The 18,086-nt window shown below is 71.6% G+C and carries 17 protein-coding genes; 16 read left to right on the forward strand and 1 reads right to left on the reverse strand.

Annotated elements, in window-relative coordinates:
• Positions 1-18: 18 nt before the first annotated feature.
• The 6 genes from ASD11_RS02975 (at position 19) to ASD11_RS03000 (ending at position 9,896) form a co-directional block, all read left to right on the forward strand.
• The gene (locus ASD11_RS02975; protein ID WP_056283071.1) at positions 19-963 is read left to right on the forward strand and encodes an alpha/beta hydrolase; all 945 of its coding nucleotides are present in this window, start codon (positions 19-21) and stop codon (positions 961-963) included.
• Between the two features lie 40 nt (positions 964-1,003).
• The gene (locus tag ASD11_RS02980; RefSeq protein ID WP_056283074.1) at positions 1,004-1,897 is read left to right on the forward strand and encodes an oxygenase MpaB family protein; all 894 of its coding nucleotides are present in this window, start codon (positions 1,004-1,006) and stop codon (positions 1,895-1,897) included.
• A 69-nt stretch (positions 1,898-1,966) separates the two neighbouring features.
• Positions 1,967-4,513, forward strand: coding sequence for a hypothetical protein (locus tag ASD11_RS02985; protein ID WP_156464554.1), 2,547 nt, complete (start codon positions 1,967-1,969; stop codon positions 4,511-4,513).
• A gap of 24 nt (positions 4,514-4,537) precedes the next feature.
• Entirely contained in the window at positions 4,538-5,749 is a 1,212-nt protein-coding gene (locus tag ASD11_RS02990) for a glycosyltransferase family 2 protein (RefSeq protein WP_056283079.1), read from the forward strand.
• Between the two features lie 123 nt (positions 5,750-5,872).
• A complete protein-coding gene (locus ASD11_RS02995) occupies positions 5,873-6,913 on the forward strand; it encodes an LLM class flavin-dependent oxidoreductase (protein ID WP_056283082.1) in 1,041 nt (346 codons plus the stop codon).
• An 88-nt stretch (positions 6,914-7,001) separates the two neighbouring features.
• Positions 7,002-9,896 (forward strand): esterase-like activity of phytase family protein, encoded by a 2,895-nt coding sequence (locus ASD11_RS03000; protein WP_082554132.1) that lies wholly within the window; start codon positions 7,002-7,004, stop codon positions 9,894-9,896.
• Between the two features lie 4 nt (positions 9,897-9,900).
• Here the strand turns inward: ASD11_RS03000 and ASD11_RS03005 are convergent, their stop codons facing one another.
• Positions 9,901-11,202: a nicotinate phosphoribosyltransferase gene (locus ASD11_RS03005; RefSeq protein ID WP_056283084.1), complete on the reverse strand. Its 1,302-nt coding sequence runs from the start codon at positions 11,200-11,202 to the stop codon at positions 9,901-9,903.
• 43 nt (positions 11,203-11,245) lie between these two features.
• Between ASD11_RS03005 and clpS the strand changes: the two genes are divergently transcribed.
• The 10 genes from clpS (at position 11,246) to rdgB (ending at position 18,076) form a co-directional block, all read left to right on the forward strand.
• Complete coding sequence (gene clpS / locus ASD11_RS03010; RefSeq protein ID WP_156464555.1) at positions 11,246-11,542, forward strand: ATP-dependent Clp protease adapter ClpS; 297 nt, start codon at positions 11,246-11,248, stop codon at positions 11,540-11,542.
• Positions 11,539-12,114, forward strand: a complete 576-nt coding sequence (locus ASD11_RS03015) for a DUF2017 domain-containing protein (protein ID WP_056283091.1) — start codon at positions 11,539-11,541, stop codon at positions 12,112-12,114. Before clpS ends, ASD11_RS03015 begins: the two co-directional genes overlap by 4 nt.
• Before the next feature lie 60 nt (positions 12,115-12,174).
• Positions 12,175-12,633: a Mov34/MPN/PAD-1 family protein gene (locus ASD11_RS03020; protein WP_056283094.1), complete on the forward strand. Its 459-nt coding sequence runs from the start codon at positions 12,175-12,177 to the stop codon at positions 12,631-12,633.
• A 1-nt stretch (position 12,634) separates the two neighbouring features.
• A complete protein-coding gene (locus tag ASD11_RS03025; RefSeq protein ID WP_056283096.1) occupies positions 12,635-12,910 on the forward strand; it encodes a MoaD/ThiS family protein in 276 nt (91 codons plus the stop codon).
• Positions 12,907-13,857, forward strand: a complete 951-nt coding sequence (locus ASD11_RS03030) for a PLP-dependent cysteine synthase family protein (RefSeq protein WP_056283098.1) — start codon at positions 12,907-12,909, stop codon at positions 13,855-13,857. Before ASD11_RS03025 ends, ASD11_RS03030 begins: the two co-directional genes overlap by 4 nt.
• A 182-nt stretch (positions 13,858-14,039) precedes the next feature.
• Entirely contained in the window at positions 14,040-15,017 is a 978-nt protein-coding gene (locus tag ASD11_RS03035) for a ribose-phosphate diphosphokinase (RefSeq protein ID WP_056283099.1), read from the forward strand.
• Positions 15,018-15,137: 120 nt separating this feature from the next.
• Positions 15,138-15,956 carry a glutamate racemase gene (gene murI / locus ASD11_RS03040; RefSeq protein WP_056283102.1) on the forward strand — a complete coding sequence of 273 codons (819 nt, stop codon included), beginning with the start codon at positions 15,138-15,140 and terminating at the stop codon, positions 15,954-15,956.
• Positions 15,953-16,711 (forward strand): MBL fold metallo-hydrolase, encoded by a 759-nt coding sequence (locus ASD11_RS03045; protein WP_056283105.1) that lies wholly within the window; start codon positions 15,953-15,955, stop codon positions 16,709-16,711. The genes murI and ASD11_RS03045 overlap by 4 nt, the downstream gene beginning before the upstream one ends.
• Positions 16,712-16,733: 22 nt before the next feature.
• A complete protein-coding gene (gene rph / locus ASD11_RS03050) occupies positions 16,734-17,456 on the forward strand; it encodes a ribonuclease PH (RefSeq protein WP_056283108.1) in 723 nt (240 codons plus the stop codon).
• A complete protein-coding gene (rdgB, locus tag ASD11_RS03055; protein ID WP_056283113.1) occupies positions 17,453-18,076 on the forward strand; it encodes an RdgB/HAM1 family non-canonical purine NTP pyrophosphatase in 624 nt (207 codons plus the stop codon). Before rph ends, rdgB begins: the two co-directional genes overlap by 4 nt.
• Positions 18,077-18,086: the final 10 nt, after the last annotated feature.

The following is an 18,086-nucleotide window of genomic DNA, read 5'->3' on the forward strand; positions in this document are numbered from 1 at the left end:
CCCCACTACCGTGACGACGTGACCCTCCCCCTGCGCACCCGTGTCTTCGGCGTCCTCGAGCGTGCCGCGTCCAAGCCCGTCGAGGAGACGAAGGACTTCCCCGCCAAGCGCGCCGGCCGGCTGCAGCTCCAGCGCTCCGGCATCGGGCGCTGGCTCTTCGGCACGCCCGACCGCTCGGTGACCACGACGGAGTACACCGCCGACATCGCCGGCCGTCCCGCCCGCGTGCTCGTGCACCGACCCGCGTCCACGGGGCCGCTCCCCGTGGTCCTCAACCTGCACGGCGGTGGCTGGGTGCAGGGCAACCCCGAGCAGTCGGCCTGGTTCGCGAGCCGGGTGGCGGCCGCGGCCGGCGTGGTCGTGGTCTCGCCCACCTACCGGCTCGCTCCGGAGCACACGTTCCCCGCCCAGGTCGAGGACTCCGTCGACGCCCTGCAGTGGGTCGTCGACCGCGCCGAGACCCTGGGCGCCGACCCCACGCGCGTGGCCGTGATGGGCGACAGTGCGGGCGGCGGGCTCTCGGCCACGACCGCCCTCCTCGCCCGCGACGCCGACGGTCCTGCGCTGCGGGCCCAGGTGCTGCTCTACCCGGGTGTCGAGGCCTACGACCGCTGGCCGTCGGAGGACGAGTTCGCCGACTCGGCCGTGCTCACCTCCGCCAACATGCGTGCCTTCGTGCGGCTCTACCTCGGCGAGGCCTACGGGACGGACGACTGGCGGGCCTCGCCCATCAAGGCTCCGTCGCACGCCGACCTCCCGCCGGCGTTCGTCGCCGTGGCCGACCACGACCCGCTCGCCGACAACGCCCGCCGCTACAGCGACGTGCTGCGAGCCGCGGGCGTGACGGTCGAGGAGCGGGAGTACTCCGCGCTCCACGGGTTCATCAGCCTGCCCGGCGTGAGCCCCGCGGCGACCGAGGCGGTCCGGGACGTCTCCGCGTTCCTGAGGACGCACCTGCTCTGAGGGCATTGTGACAGTGGAACTGTCACGGTATGGTCTGGCCATGCGCCTGCGCCCTCTGCCCCGCGACCACTGGCAGCGCGAGGTCGAGCGCCTCGACCCCGAGACGCAGTACGAGCAGATCATGCGCATCGTGGCGAAGCGCGAGTTCCCCTGGGACTTCCAGCAGGCCCTGAGCTTCGCGCTGTTCCGCACCTACGCCGTCCCCACGATCGGACGGCTGCTCGCGGCCACCGACCAGTTCGAGGGGCACACGCAGAAGCGGCACGACGACACGGTGCTCGTGCTCGACACGGTGCTGAGCGAGGGCATGGAGTCCAGGCCCGGCCGGTCCGCGGTGCGCCGCATGAACCAGATGCACGGCAGCTACGACATCTCGAACGAGGACATGCTCTACGTCCTGTGCGCGTTCGTGGTGATGCCGGTGCGATGGGTCGAGCAGCACGGCTACCGGCCCCTGTCCGAGCGCGAGGTCCTGGCCGACGTCCGCTACTACCAGCGTCTCGGACGGCTCATGAACATCACGGGCATGCCCGAGGACTACGCCGGCTTCGAGCGGCTCCTCGACCAGATCGAGGCGAGGCGCTTCGCCTACGACCCCGGTGGGCGCGCCGTGGCCGACTCCACGCTCGGTCTCTTCGTCGAGTTCTACCCTCGCCCCGTCCGGCCCTTCATGGGCCTGTTCTCCAAGGCGCTCATGGACGACCACCTGCTGCGGGCCTTCGGGTACTCCGTGCCCCCGCGCTGGGTCCGCGAGGCGGCGCACCGCTCGCTCGAGCTCCGGGGACGGCTGCTCTCCCGTCTTCCGTCGCGCCGCAAGGAGTTCGACGTCGCCGCCTCGCGGCGCATCCGCTCCTACCCCGGCGGCTTCCTGGTGGAGCGTCTCGGCACGTTCCCCGAGACCATGCCCGAGCTGGCCGAGGACCAGCCGGCCTGACCGTCATGCGCGTGGCGCAGGTCACACCCGACCCGTGACTTCCTGGACGGACGTCTCGTTAGGTGGGGCGTGCAACGGAATCGTCGTCGTGACCTCTGGCCCGTGGGTGCCGCCGTGCTCAGCGTCGCGCTGTGCGCCGCCACCTACCCCGCCTACGCCTCCTGGGTGAACAGCCTGCCGCCCGACGGGCAGAGGACCGTCGTGGCGAAGGCACCCGACGTGAGCGACCCGGCCCAGTACACGTCGGCCGACGGTCACGACCACCGGCACGACGACGCCGCCACCAAGAACGCGGTCTCGCGCGCTCAGCAGACCTCTGCCACGCAGGACCCGACGACCGACGCGCAGGCCGCTGCGGCGAGGGCCGCCGTCAACGCCCAGCGAGCCGAGGCGGACCCGACCCTCGTCAGGGTGCCGGCGCCCGCAGCCCGGGCCACGGTCCCCGCCGACCGCTACGCCATGGCCAGGGGCTGCTACGCCCTCCAGGACGTGGCCAGCAAGAAGTGGGTCACGCGCACCGGCTCCACGTTCGCGGCGACGGGAGCCACGCTCTCGTCGGCCGCGCCCCTCACCTTCCAGGCCACCGACCTCGGCACCTACCTGCTCTACGGGAAGGACCGGACCGTCGTGGCCTCGGCCGGCACCACCGGCGTCCAGGCAGCCGCCACGCCCAGCGCCGCGGCGGAGTGGATCGTGCGCAAGACCTCGTCGGGCTTCACCTTCAGCCAGCCGAGGACGGCGCTCGCGGTGGCGAAGGGAGCGGTCGCCCAGGGAGCGGCCGCTCCCTTCGCGCTCCGTCTCGCCTCGGGGTGTGCGAAGTACCCCGAGATCTCCACGAACGTGAAGGGCGGACCGTTCGGCGGCGCGAGCCCGTTCCAGGAGGTCCGGGGCTACCTGGACGCCCACACGCACGGCATGGCCTTCGAGTTCCTGGGCGGAGACGTCCACTGCGGCCGTCCGTGGCATCCGTACGGCGTGGCCTACGCCCTGCAGGACTGCCCCGACCACAAGCTCGCCAACGGTGCGGGCGCCGTGCTGGAGAACTTCACCCGCAGCGGCGTCCCGGTCGGGACGCACGACCCGGTGGGCTGGCCGACCTTCAAGGACTGGCCGGCCCCGGACTCGCTCACGCACGAGGGCACGTACTACAAGTGGCTCGAGCGGTCGTGGCGCGGCGGGCAGCGGATCCTGGTCAACCTCCTCGTCGAGAACAACCAGCTCTGCAACCTCTACCCGCTCAAGCGGAACTCGTGCGACGACATGACCTCGCTGAGGCTCCAGGCCGACGACATGCGCAAGCTGGAGCGCTACATCGATGCGCAGAGCGGCGGACCCGGTCGGGGCTGGTACCGGATCGTGACCGACCCCTGGCAGGCCCGCAAGGTCATCAACCAGGGCAAGCTCGCCGTGGTCATGGGCATCGAGACGAGCGTGCTGTTCGGCTGCTCGTCCAAGCTCGACAAGCCCACGTGCACGAGCGCGCAGATCGATCGACAGCTCGACGAGGTGCACGCGATGGGAGTGCGCCAGATGGAGCTCGTCAACAAGTTCGACAACGGCCTGGCCGGTGTGGCCGGTGACTCCGGGGGAGTGGCGCCGCTCGTGAACCTCGCCAACTTCCTGGAGACCGGCACGTTCTGGAACATGCAGAAGTGCCCCGCCGGTGCCGCCGGGGTGGAGGACCGGACCCAGCTCACCGCCGTGCCGGGCGCGGTCCCGGCCGACGTGCAGGACGCGCTGTTCGGCGCGATCGCCAAGCTGTACCTGCCCATCGCGCTGCCGATCTACCAGTCCGGGCCCACGTGCAACACGCGCGGGCTCACGTCGCTCGGCGACCACACCATCGAGCGCATGGCCGCCAAGCGGATGATCTTCGACCCGGACCACATGAGCGTCTCGGCCCGCAAGGCCTCGCTCGACGTGACCGAGAAGCTCAAGTATCCGGGGGTCGTCTCGAGCCACTCGTGGTCGACGCCGGATGCCTACCCCCGCATCTACAAGGCCGGTGGCGTCATCACGCCCTACGCGGGCGACAGCGCCGGCTTCGTCGACAAGTGGAAGCAGCACCTGGGGTGGGCCGACCCGCGCTACTACTTCGGCTTCGGGTACGGCGCCGACATCAACGGACTCGGCGCGCAGGGCAACCCGCGTGGGGCCGACGCCAAGAACAAGGTCACCTACCCCTTCAAGGGGCTGGGCGGCGTGACGATCGACAAGAACGTGAGCGGCCAGCGCGTCTACGACATCAACACCGACGGGGTGGCGCAGTACGGCCTCTACCCGGACTGGATCGAGGACCTGCGCCAGCAGGCCGGTCAGGGGATCGTCGACGACATGGCCCGCGGCTCGGAGGCGTACCTGCAGATGTGGGAGCGGGCCGAGGGCGCGAGGACCGACGCCTGCCGTGACCGCTCGGTGCGGCGCAGCGACACCTCCCTCAGGTCCCTGGCGAAGAAGGGCACGTCCGTCCGCGACCTCGTCCTGAAGGCCGGTCAGCCGCACCAGCGCCTGGGCTCCACCTTCAGGTACTGCGCCTGGAAGGGCTCCTCGCGCTCGGTGAAGCGCACCGTCACGGTCACCCTCACGTCGGCCGGGAAGGTCGCCAAGGTGGTGTGAGCTGCCGTGGCTAGGATCAGCGGCATGTCGCGCGAGGTCTCGGTCACCGACGACCTCGTGTCGCCCCCGCCTCTGGGCCGGGCGGCGCAGTGGCGTCGCTCCCGCCGTACCCGCGAGGGTCTGGTCACCGCGATCATGCCCGTGTTCGACGTGAAGCCCTACGTGGAGGACGCGATCCGCTCCGTGCTCTCGCAGGAGGGCGTCGACCTCGAGGTGATCGTGGTCGACGACACCTCCACCGACGGCACCGACGACGTCGTGGCCGCCCTGGCGCGCGAGGACCGACGGGTCACGCTCCTGCGACAGGACCACGGCGGACCCAACGCGGCCCGAAACCGGGCGCTGGACGTGGCCCGGGGGGAGTACGTGGCCTTCCTCGACGGCGACGACCTCCTGCTGCCCGGCGCCTACGCGGACCTCCAGGGGAGCCTGCGGGCCAGCGGATCGGACTTCGCCGCGGGCGGTTACCACCGGCTCACCGACGAGGGGACCCGGCCGGCCGGGCACTGGATCGGCCGGGCCCACGCCGCTCGCCAGGACGGTGTCGACGTCGAGTCGGCGTCGGGCGCGATGACCAACGTCGTGGTCTGGTCCAAGATGTACCGCCGCTCCTTCTGGGACGCGCACGTCCGGTCCTTCGCCACGCACGGCTACTACCAGGACCAGCTGGTGGCAGCCCGGTCCTACGCCCACGCCTCGTCGTTCGACCTGCTCGACCGCGACGTGGTCTCCTGGCGCATCCGGGGCGAGGGCTCCTCCATGACGCAGCAGCTGGTCGACGTCGCCAACATGCGCGACCGCTTCCGCACGGCGCGCGAGGGGCTGCTCATCTACGAGGCCGTGCGAGGTGCCGGCATCGCCGAGCGTCGTCTCGTGCAGCTGCTCAACTTCGACTTCGGGCACACCATCGGCCAGGTCGACCGGACGAGCGACGAGTACTGGGCCGAGCTCGTGGAGCAGGTCCGCGGTCTGCTCGGCCACGTCCGCCGCCCGCAGACCTGGGCGCGCATCGCGGCCCAGCACAAGGTGCTCTACCTCCTCGTGGCCGAGGGTCGCCGCGACGACGCGCTGCAGTTCATCGCCGAGGGCGGTCGCAAGATCCGCCGGATGGAGTTCGAGGACGACGGCGAGGACGTCCACGTCCATCTGCCGTTCTGGGGCGACCCCGGCATCCCGCGGTGGGCCTTCCGCGCCGACCGGCGCCAGGCCGAGATCCTCCGCTCCCGCACCCCCTGAACCGCGGTTTACCACGGGGGGTTGGCAGACCGACCCATCCCTCGGGAAGCTTCCGTAGGGATGGGTCAGGTTCCCGAGGGGAGTCCGGGGAAGCGATCGGCGAGGCGATGCGTTGACACCGGTATGCGTCTGTCCGTCCTCGACCTCGTCCCTGTCCGCACCGACCAGACGACGGGCGACGCGCTCGCCGCCACGGTGGGTCTCGCCCAGGCCGCCGACCGCCTCGGCCTCACGCGCTACTGGGTGGCCGAGCACCACAACATGCCGTCGGTCGCGGCCACGAGCCCGCCGGTCATCATCGCCCACCTCGCGGCGCAGACCGAGCGGATCCGCCTCGGCTCCGGCGGCGTCATGCTGCCCAACCACGCGCCCCTCGCCGTGGCCGAGCAGTTCGCGCTGCTCGAGGCCGCGCATCCCGGCCGCATCGACCTCGGCATCGGTCGCGCACCGGGTTCCGACCCCGTCACCTCCTGGGCCCTGCGCGGGGCGGCCGGCCGTGGAGACGAGGACGTCCAGCAGTTCCCCAACTACCTCGACGACGTCGTCGCCCTCATGGGCTCCGAGGGCGTCCGCGTGCCCGTGCCGCGTCAGCAGTACGTCCTGAAGGCCACCCCGGCCGCCGACACGGAGCCGCGGATGTGGCTCCTCGGCTCCTCGATGTACTCCTCGCAGCTGGCCGCCGCCAAGGGCCTGCCGTACGTCTTCGCCCACCACTTCTCCGGCCAGGGGACGGCTGAGGCGCTGGCGCACTACCGCCAGAACTTCGTCCCGAGCGACCTCTGCCAGGAGCCCACCACCTTCCTCACGGTCAACGCCGTCGTGGCCGACACCGACGACGAGGCCGCGGCGCTCGCCCTGCCCAACGCGCAGTCCATGGCCCGCCTGCGCAGCGGTCTGCCCATGCAGGCGCTCGACCTCGTGGAGGACGCCGAGAAGGCCGAGCTGCCGCCGCAGGCCCAGGCGCTCGTCGACGCCCAGCTCGCCAAGCGCGAGGTCGGGTCCCCGGAGCGCGTGGCCACCCAGGTCCGCGAGCTCGCGGAGCGCTTCGAGGTCGACGAGGTCATGCTGCACCCCACGGCCTCGGCCCGTCAGGGCGTCGATCCCCGGACGGCGCCCGCGCGTGAGCGCACCCTCGAGCTGCTGGCGCCGCTGCTCCTCGGCTGAGACCTTCTCCTGGCGTTCACCTGGACGCTGCCCCGGGTTGGGGCGGGGCCGCCAGGCTACGGGCGATTCCCCCGATCCAGGAGCCCCCGTGACTCTTCGTCGTGTCGCTGCGACCGTCCCCGTCCTCGCCCTCAGTGCGTACGTGCTGGTGCTGCCCCCGGCCCCCAGCCAGGGCGCCGAGGAGGCCCAGCGGTTCCACCGCACGGCCACCTACCCGGTGTACAAGAACCTCCCGGCCGACGTCTCGTCGTCCTCGGCCACCGTCGCCGAGATCTCCGACGTCTCGCCCGACGGCAAGACCCTCGTGTACACCGACGCCGTCGGCAAGCGCATCGGGTTCCTCGACATCTCGGACCCCGCGAACCCGCAGGGCGACGGCTCGCTGTCCCTCACCCAGCTCGGCGACGCCACGGACGAGCCCACGTCGGTCGCGGTGGCCGGCAAGTACGTGCTGGTCGTCGTGAACACGAGCAAGAGCTTCACGGAGCCGAGCGGGCGTCTGGACGTCGTGCGGCTCTCGGACGCCAAGCGCGTCCGCAGCATCGACCTGCTCGGTCAGCCGGACTCGATCGACCTGGACGCGGCCGGCACCCGCGGCATCGTGGCCATTGAGAACGAGCGCGACGAGGACTTCAAGCCCGCGGGCCTCAGCAAGGGCGACCTCCCGCAGCTCCCGGCCGGCTTCGTCCAGGTCCTCGACCTCGACGGGGCCGTCTCCGACTGGACCGCCACCAAGGTCCCCTTCACGAACCCGGACGGGACCGCTCTCGAGTCGTTCGCGAGCGCCGGCTTCGTGGAGCCCACCGACCCCGAGCCCGAGTACGTGTCGATCAACGGCGACGACGAGGCCATCGTCTCGCTGCAGGAGAACAACGGTCTCGCGGTCGTCGACCTGCGCTCGCGCACGATCAAGCGGGCCTTCTCCGCCGGCACCGCCACGGTGAGCGGGATCGACACCGCCAAGGACGGCACGATCGACCAGAGCGGCTCCATCACCGACGTCGCGCGTGAGCCCGACGCCGTGCAGTGGGTCGACGACACGCACGTGGCCACGGCCAACGAGGGCGACTGGAAGGGCGGCACCCGCGGCTGGACCGTGTTCGACGCCCAGACCGGCGCCGTCGCGTGGGACGCCGGCAACGAGCTGGAGCGGCTCGCGGTGCGCACGGGCGTCCACAACGAGGACCGCGCGGCCAAGAAGGGGATCGAGGTCGAGGGCCTCTCGGTCGCGACCATCGACGGGACGCGCTACGCGTTCGTCGGCTCCGAGCGCTCGAACTTCGTGGCCGTCTACGACGTCGACGACCCCGCGAAGCCGGTCTACCGCCAGGTCCTGCCGGCCACCAACGGTCCGGAGGGCATCCTGCCCATCCCGTCGCGCAACCTGCTGGCCGTCTCGAGCGAGACCGACGACGCCGCCAAGGGTGTCCGTGCCTCGGTGAGCCTCTACCAGCTCGGTGGCGAGGGCTACGACTTCCCGACCATCGAGTCCGACGATGTCGACGGCAAGCCCATCGGCTGGTCCGCCCTCGGAGCGCTGACGGCCGATCCCACCGATCCCGACACGCTCTACACCGCGTCGGACACGGTGCTCACGAACGGTCGCATCTTCACGGTCGACGTCTCGCAGGCCCCGGCGCGCATCACGAAGGAGACGGTCGTCAAGGACGGGTCCGGGGCCGCGGTCCCGCTCGACGTGGAGGGCCTGTTCGCGCGGCCGGGCGGCGGGTTCTGGCTCGCCTCGGAGGGGTCGACCGGCGCGGGCAACAAGCTCGTGCGCACCGATGCGGCGGGCGTCGTGCAGCAGACCGTCTCGCTGCCCTCCGACGTGGCCGCCCACGTGGGCAAGTGGGGCTTCGAGGGCGTCACGGCCACGACGGACGCCCAGGGCGACGAGCACGTCTGGACCGTCGTCCAGCGTCCGCTCTGGAAGGTCCCCACGGCCTCGCCGCTCGACGACCACGAAGGTGACGACGTCGCACGCATCGGCCGCTACGACGTGGCCGACGGCACCTGGCACTGGTTCGGGTACCGGCTCTCGTCGCCGCTGCGCGGCACCTCCGACTGGATGGGCCTCTCCGAGATCACGGCCATCGACGACGACACGTTCGCCGTCGTCGAGCGCGACAAGCTCAACGGCCCCGCGGCCCGGGTCAAGCGGGTCTACACCGTCGACGTGCCGACCGGCCAGGACGGCCTCGGTGGCCTGGACGGCACGCTCCCGGTCCTCGACAAGAAGCTCGCGATCGACGTCCTCCCGGCGCTGCGGGCCACGAAGGGCTGGACGCAGGAGAAGCTCGAGGGCTTCACCGTCGCGGCCGACGGAGAGCTCTACGGCGTGACCGACAACGACGGCCTGGCCGACGCGACCGGCGAGACGGTGTTCCTGCGTCTGGGCCAGGCCACGGACGCCTTCGCCGACGAGCTCGCCACCACCACGACGCTCGGCGTCACGCCGTCGTCGTGGGCCTTCGGCAAGGCGCCCTCCGCTGTCGTCAAGGTCTCCGGGGAGCACGCCGACGGGAAGGTGTCGGTGCTCGACGGCTCCAGGGTGGTCGCCACCCGCCCACTCGTCTCGGGGCGCGCGTCGGTCCCGCTCAGCTCGCTCCGTCCCGGCAAGCACCGCCTGACGGCACGCTTCTCGGGGGGCCCGCTGGCCGCGGCCAGCACGAGCGCGGTGCGGACGGTGTCCGTCTCCAAGGCGCGAACCCGGACGACGTTCGCGGCAGACGACCGCAGCGTGCGTCAGGGCCAGCGGATCGGCTTCTCGGTGAAGGTCGCGGCCGAGGGGACCACGCCCATCGGCCGCGTCCAGGTGCTGCGCGGCAGGACGGTCGTCAAGACCCTGCTGCTCAGGCAGGGGAAGGCGGCGTACCGGGTCCTGCAGAAGAAGGCCGGCTCGTTCACCTACACCGTCCGGTACCTCGGCTCCACGACGGCGAGCCCGTCGACGTCGAAGGGGCAGAAGGTCGTCGTCCGCTGACGTCTCAGACGTAGGACGTGGCGAGGGCGGGCTCCCCGCGCGACAGCTTGTGGGCTGCTGCGGGGAGCTCGCCCATCGCTGCCTGGTGGCGGGCGCGCGCCGCGTCCAGGGTGTCGTGATGGACCCGCTCACCGGCCTCCACGAGCGGGACGAGCAGGGTCCGGTCGTCGCCGTCGTCCTCGGGCGAGTGACCGATGCCCACGAGCTCGGCCTGCGCGACGCCGTCGGTGCCGAGGCGACGGAGGGCCCACTTGCGTCCGCCCACGGACAGCTTGCTCGTGGACTTCTTGGCCACGGGCACGAGTGTGCCGTCGTCGTCGGCGCGGGCGACGAGCTTGTAGACGAACCCCGACGTGGGGGCGCCCGATCCGGTGACGAGCGCGGTGCCCACGCCGTAGCCGTCCACCGGCGCGGCCGCGAGGGCGGCGATGGCGTGCTCGTCGAGGTCGGAGGTCACGATGATGCGCGTGTCCTGCGCCCCGAGCGCGTCCAGCTGCTCGCGCACGGAGCGCGCGAGCGACGGCAGGTCGCCCGAGTCGATGCGAACGGCGCCGAGGGCCGGACCGGCGACCTCGACGGCCGTGCGCACCGCCTCGGTGATGTCGTAGGTGTCCACGAGGAGCGTGGTGCCGTGCCCGAGGGACTCGACCTGGGCCGTGAAGGCGTCGCGCTCGGTGTCGTGCAGGAGGGTGAACGCGTGGGCGCTCGTGCCCGTCGTGGGGATGCCGTGCCGTCGGCCGGCCTCGAGGTTGGAGGTGGCGGCGAACCCCACGACGTGGGCCACGCGGGCCGAGGCCACCGCCGCCTCCTCGTGGGTGCGTCGTGAGCCCATCTCGATGCAGGGGCGTCCCTCGGCGGCGTCGACCATGCGGGCCGCCGCGGACGCGATGGCCGAGTCGTGGTTCAGGACCGACAGCACGAGGGTCTCGAGGATGACGCCCTCGGCGAAGGAGGCCTCGACGACGAGCACGGGGGAGCCGGGGAAGTAGAGGTCGCCCTCGGCATAGCCCCAGACGTCGCCGGAGAAGCGGTAGTCGGCCAGCCAGTCGGCGGTGACGGTGTCGACGACCTCCTCCTCGCGCAGCCACGCGACCTCCTCCTCGCCGAAGCGGAAGGAGCCGAGTGCCTCGAGGAGGCGCTCGGTGCCACCGACCACGCCGTAGCGGCGGCCCTCGGGGAGCCGGCGGGCGAAGACCTCGAAGACGCAGGGCCGGTGGGCCGTGCCGTCGGCGAGGGCGGCCTGGAGCATCGTGAGCTCGTAGTGGTCGGTGAGGAGTGCCGTCGAGGGCGAAGGTGCTGAGGTCACCCGGCCAGCGTGCCTCGTCAGGGCCGTGCGCCACAATGGCGGGGTGACCTCGACCGCCCCCGTGGAGCTGGACCAGCCCGACGCCGACACCGTCGTGCGCACCGAGAACCCGTGGGTCACGATCGTCTGGAACGACCCCGTCAACCTGATGTCGTACGTCACCTACGTGTTCAAGAGCTACTTCGGCTACACCGACGAGAAGGCGACCGAGCTCATGATGGCCGTGCACCACGAAGGCAGGGCCGTCGTCTCCAGCGGCAGCCGCGAGGAGATGGAGCGGCACGTGCAGGCCATGCACGAGTACGGGCTCTGGGCCACGCTGCAGCGGGACGACGCGTGAAGCCGTTCAAGCGCCGTCGGCGCGGCGGCATCACCGCCTCGTTCGAGCCGGGGGAGGCGCACCTCATCGCGAGCCTCGCCGCCCAGGTGGTCGAGCTCCTGCGCGACCGCAACGGCGAGTCCGAGTCCAGCCCCGACCCGCTCGCCAGCCAGCTCGGCATCGGTGGACCGGCACTGCCCCCGGAGGACCCGGTGCTGCAGCGGCTCCTGCCCGACGCCTACGCGGACGACGCGGCCGACGCGGCCGAGTTCCGCCGCTACACCGAGCAGTCGCTCACGTCGGCCAAGGTGGCCAACGCCGAGGCCCTCATCGGCTCGCTCGTCGACGGCGGGCTCCAGCACGACGGCGAGGAGGAGCAGGTGGTCGAGGTCGAGCTCGACCCCGCCGCCGCCCAGGCCTGGCTCCGCTCGCTCACCGACATCCGCCTCGCGCTGTCGGTGCGGCTCGGGATCGAGAGCGACGAGGACACGCTGCTCGTCCACGAGAGCGACGACGAGGCGGTCGTGGCCGTGGCCGAGATCTACGACTGGCTGGGCTTCGTGCAGGAGACCCTCGTCGGGACGCTCGACTAGCACGTCTCAGGGGTTGGGTGCGTCCGCAGGCGGCCACCGCCCGGCCGATAAACTCAGCGGGTGCTGACCATCGAGCGCATCATCCACGACGCCATCGTCGAGCACGCCCGTCGCGACCACCCCGACGAGGCGTGCGGCGTGGTGGCCGGCGCGATCGGCTCCGACCGGCCCACGCGCCACGTCGCCATGCTCAACGCGGCCATGTCGCCCACGTTCTACGAGTTCGACTCCGGCGACCTCCTGCGGCTCTACCGCGAGATGGACGACCGCGACGAGGAGCCCGTGGTCATCTACCACTCCCACACCGCCACCGAGGCCTACCCGTCGCGCACCGACGTGAACCTGGCCGGCGAGCCGGGAGCCCACTACGTGCTCGTCTCCACCCGGGACGGCGCCCACGAGTCCGGTCCGGTCGACTTCCGGTCGTACCGCATCGTCGACGGCGAGGTGACCGAGGAAGAAGTCCGGGTCGTCGAGCGTTATGACGATGCAGCACCCGAGCAGAGAGAGAACGCCTGACATGGCCATCGAGGTCCGTATCCCCACCATCCTGCGCACGTACACCGACGGCGAGCGCGCCGTCGAGAGCTCCGGCACGTCCATCGCCGAGCTCGTCGAGACGCTCGAGTCCGCGCACGCGGGCCTCAAGGAGCGCCTCCTCGACGACGGCGCCGTGCGACGGTTCGTGAACATCTACGTCAACGACGAGGACATCCGCTTCACCGGTGGTCTCGACACGGCGCTCTCCGACGGCGACACCGTCGTCATCCTCCCCGCGGTGGCCGGCGGCGCGTGACGCGCTTCGCGAACCTCATCGACTCCGTCGGTGGGACACCCCTGGTCGGCCTCCCGACGCTCTCGCCCTCGGACGACGTCCGGATCTGGGCCAAGCTCGAGGACCAGAACCCCACGGGCTCCATCAAGGACCGCGCGGCCCTGAGCATGATCGAGGCCGCCGAGGCCGACGGCACGCTCACGCCGGGCTGCACGATCCTCGAGCCCACGAGCGGCAACACCGGCATCTCCATGGCCATGGTGGCCAAGCTCCGCGGGTACCGGATGATCTGCGTCATGCCCGAGAACACCTCGGAGGAGCGCCGCCAGCTGCTGCGCATGTGGGGCGCCGAGATCATCCCGTCGCCCGCGGCGGGCGGCTCCAACGAGGCCGTCCGGGTGGCCAAGGGCCTCGCGGCGGAGCACCCCGACTGGGTGATGCTCTACCAGTACGGGAACCCCGCCAACGCCGGCGCGCACTACACCGGCACCGGCCCGGAGATCCTGGCCGACCTGCCCGAGGTCACCCACTTCGTGGCCGGCCTCGGCACCACCGGAACGCTCATGGGCGTGGGCCGGTTCTTCCGCGAGAACAAGCGCGAGGTCCGCATCGTCGCGGCCGAGCCCCGTTACGGCGAGCTCGTGTACGGGCTGCGGAACCTCGACGAGGGCTTCGTGCCCGAGCTCTACGACGAGTCCCTCATCGATTCGCGCTTCAGCGTGGGCCCGCGCGACGCCGTGCGTCGCGTCCGTGAGCTCATCGAGTCCGAAGGCATCTTCGCCGGTGTCTCCACGGGCGCCATCCTGCACGCGGCGCTGGCGCAGGCCGCCCGCTGCGTCAAGGCCGGCGAGAGCGCCGACATCGTCTTCGTCGTGTGCGACGGCGGCTGGAAGTACCTGTCCACCGGCGCCTACGAGGGCACCCTCGACGAGGCCGAGGACGCTCTCGACGGCCAGCTCTGGGCCTGACCCGCCGGGCGGTGGATCTGCCACCGAAAGTTCGGCCCGCCCTGTCGGGCGGTGGATCTGCCACCGTATGAGCGCTCATACGGTGGAGCATCCACCGCTCGGGGGCGGGGCTGCCGGGCGTCGGGACGGGTCGGGAGTCGTCGGCGGTTCCGGCCGGGCCGCGGGTCGGTTAGCCTCGTCCCGTGCGCGACATCGTCGTCTTCTCCGGAAGCGCCCACCCGGCCCTCGCGGAGAGCATCTGCAGCGAGCTCAACGTGACGTTGTCCCCGTCGGACACCGTGCGCTTCAGCAACGACTGCCTGCAGGTGCAGCTGCTCGCCAACTGCCGCCAGCGCGACGTCTACATCATCCAGCCGCTCGTGCCGCCCACGCAGGACCACCTCATGGAGCTGCTGCTCATGGTCGACGCCGCCCGCGGTGCGTCGGCGGCCTCCATCACCGTGGTGATCCCGCACTACGCGTACGCGCGCTCGGACAAGAAGGACGCCTCCCGCATCTCCATCGGCGGCAAGCTCGTGGCCGACATGATGTCGGTCGCCGGTGTCCACCGCGTGGTCACCATGACGCTCCACGCCCCGCAGGTGCACGGCTTCTTCTCGGTGCCGCTCGACCACCTCACGGCCATCGGCGAGCTGGCCGACCACTACCGCGGCACCGACCTCACCGACACCGTCGTGGTCTCGCCCGACTTCGGCAACGCCAAGACCGCGTCGCAGTTCGCCCGGCTGCTGGGCCTGCCGGTGGCCGCCGGGAGCAAGCAGCGCAAGGCCGACGACAAGGTCGTCGTCGACGCCATCGTGGGCGACGTCCGGGGCAAGCGGGCCATCGTGCTCGACGACGAGATCGCCACGGGCGGGTCCATCGTCGAGCTGCTCGCGAAGCTCGAGGAGGAGGGCTGCCTGAGCGCCTCCGTGGCGTGCACGCACGGCCTCTTCACGGGCAAGGCCGTCGAGCGCCTGCGCGACCACCCCTTCATCACCGAGCTCGTCACCACCGACACCGTCCCGCCACCGGCCGACTGGCCCGAGCTGCGGGTCCGCAGTGTCGCGCCACTCTTCGCCGAGGCCCTCGCCCGCATCCACGCGGGCGAGTCGGTGAGCAGCCTCTTCGACGGCGTCGACCCGTCGCACGCCCCGCCGCAGCCCAAGCTCCCGCTCTGAGCGGCGTGGTCAGGTGAGCCTTCCGGGCGTGGTGCGGACGGTCGTGGCCGGACGTCCCGGACGGGTCGCCCGAGAGTCTCGCTCGTGCCTCGGCGCAAGAAAGCCTAGGCTGGGTCCTCTATGAGCTCGGCACCCATCGGCATCTTCGACTCAGGCTTCGGCGGCCTGACGGTCGCGCGCGCCGTGATCGACCAGCTGCCCCACGAGTCGGTGCTGTACCTGGGCGACACCGCGCGCCAGCCGTACGGCCCCCAGCCCATCGCCGACGTCCGCGAGTTCGCCCTCGAGTGCCTCGACCACCTCGTCGAGTCCGGGGTGAAGCTGCTCGTCATCGCGTGCAACTCCGCGAGTGCCGCTGTGCTGCGCGACGCGCGGGAGCGTTACGACGTCCCGGTCGTCGAGGTCATCCTGCCCGCGGCCCGCCGCGCGGTCCGCGCCACGCGCAACGGCCGGGTCGGCGTGCTCTGCACGCAGGCCACCGCGTCCTCCAAGGCCTACGACGACGCCTTCGCCGCCAACCCCGACGTCCAGGTCTTCACCCAGGTCTGCCCGCGGTTCGTGGAGCTGGTCGAGTCCGGAGTCACGAGCGGTCCCGAGACCGAGGCCGTCGCCCGGGAGTACCTCACCCCGTTGGTCGAGGCGGGTGTCGACACGGTGGTCCTCGGCTGCACGCACTACCCGCTCCTGGCGGGCGCCATCTCGCTCGCGATGGGCGACGACGTCAGCCTCGTCTCCAGTGCCGACGAGACGGCGCGCGACGTCTACGCGTTGCTCGCCCGCGAGCACCTGGAGCGCGATCCTGCACTCGACGCCCCCGAGCACCGGTTCCTCACGACCGGGCGGCCTGAGGACTTCGGAGTGCTGGGGCGTAGATTCCTCGGACCGGAAGTCTCTGCGGTGCACCAGTTCGCCCAGCCGGTAGGGAAGGTCACGGCATGAAGCTCACGATCGTCGGATGTGCGGGGTCCTACCCCGGCCCTGACTCCTCGGCCAGCTGCTACCTCCTCGAGGCCGATCACGAGGGCCGCACGTGGCGCATCGTCATCGACCTCGGCAACGGCGCCCTGGGCCAGCTGCAGCGCTACTGCGACCCGCGCGACGTCGACGCCATCGCCATCTCGCACCTGCACCCCGACCACTGCATCGACATGGCCAGCTTCGCCGTGCTGGCCAAGTACCACCCCGACGGCTCCTACCGGAAGATCCCGGTGTACGCGCCGCGCGGCGGGGAGGACTACCTCGGCTGGGCCGGCGGCCCGGGCGGCGAGGACCCGGCGGAGTCGTCGGAGTTCCACGTGTGGGAGGACGAGCCCGTCATGGAGGTGGGCCCCTTCCGCGTCACGGCAGCCCTCGTCGACCACCCGGTCACGGCCTTCGGCATGCGCATCGAGGTCGAGGGTCACGTCATCGGCTACTCCGGCGACACCGGTCCCACCGACGTCCTGCTCGACATCGCCCGCGACGCCGACCTCTTTCTGTGCGAGGCCTCGTTCGTGGAGTCCAAGGAGAACCCGCCGCACCTGCACCTCACGGGCGCGGAGGCGGGCCAGGTGTCCGCCACGGCCGCCGTGAAGCGTCTGCTCATCACCCACGTGCCGGCCTGGACCGACGCGGCCGAGGTGGAGGCCGACGTCAAGAGCGCGTGGTCCGGCGCCTACGACATGGTCCGCTGCGGCGACGTCTTCACGCTCTGAGGCTCCCACTAGAGTCGGGGACATGGTTTCCCGTGAGGACGGCCGCGCCGTCGACGAGCTGCGCCCCGTCACCCTGACCCGCAACTGGCTCGACCACGCCCAGGGCTCCTGCCTCGTGGAGTTCGGCAAGACCAAGGTGCTGTGCGCCGCGAGCGCCCAGGAGGGCGTCCCGCGCTGGCGCAAGGGGTCCGGCCTCGGCTGGGTCACCGCCGAGTACGCCATGCTCCCGCAGGCCACGCACGACCGGTCCTCGCGCGAGTCGGTCAAGGGCCGCATCGGCGGCCGCACGCACGAGATCTCCCGGCTCGTCGGACGAGCACTCCGTGCGGCGGTCGACTACGAGGCCCTCGGCGAGAACACCATCACGATCGACTGCGACGTCCTGCAGGCCGACGGCGGCACACGCACGGCGGCCATCACCGGCGCGTACGTGGCCCTCGCCGACGCCGTCTCGTACCTGCGTGAGCAGGGCGCGCTCAAGGGCGAGCCGCTCGTGCAGTCCATCGCGGCCGTGAGCGTCGGCATCATCGACGGCACGCCCATGCTCGACCTCCCGTACGTCGAGGACGTGCGCGCCGAGACCGACATGAACGTCGTCATGACCGGCAGCGGGTCCTTCATCGAGGTGCAGGGCACGGCCGAGGGCGCGCCGTTCGACAAGGCCGAGCTCGATGCCCTCCTGGAGCTGGCGGCCAAGGGCTGCACCGACCTCACCGCGCTGCAGGTCGCGGCCCTCGGGCAGTGAGCGCCTCCGGGACACGGGTCGTCCTCGCGTCCAACAACGCCAAGAAGCTCGGCGAGCTCCAGCGCATCCTCGCGCCGCTCGTCCCGGGCATCGAGGTCGTGGGTCTGTCCGACGTCGCCCGGTACGACGAGCCGGCCGAGACCGAGCCGACGTTCGAGGGCAACGCCCTCATCAAGGCACGGGCCTGCCTCGAGGCCACGGGGCTCCCGTCCCTCGCCGACGACTCCGGGCTTTGCGTCGACGCGCTCAACGGCATGCCGGGCGTGCTCTCCGCGCGCTGGTCGGGCGTGCCCAGGAGCGAGGGTGGCGACGCCGCCAACAACGCGCTCCTGCTGAGCCAGCTGTCCGACGTGCCCGACGAGCGCCGGACGGCGCGCTTCGTGTGCGTCATCGCCTTCTGCACGCCCGACGGCCAGGAGGTCCTGGTGGAGGGTGAGATGCCGGGCCGGATCCTGCACGCGGAGCAGGGGGAGGGCGGCTTCGGCTACGACCCGCTCTTCGCCGCCGAGGGACACGACGTCTCCACAGCCGAGCTGGACCCCGGGGAGAAGGACCGGATCAGCCACCGCGGCCACGCCCTCGTGGCGATCGCCCCCCAGGTCGCCGCAGCCCTCAGCTGAGCCCGCCGAG

The sequence above is a fragment of the Aeromicrobium sp. Root495 genome, assembly GCF_001426755.1.
Lineage (GTDB): Bacteria > Actinomycetota > Actinomycetes > Propionibacteriales > Nocardioidaceae > Aeromicrobium.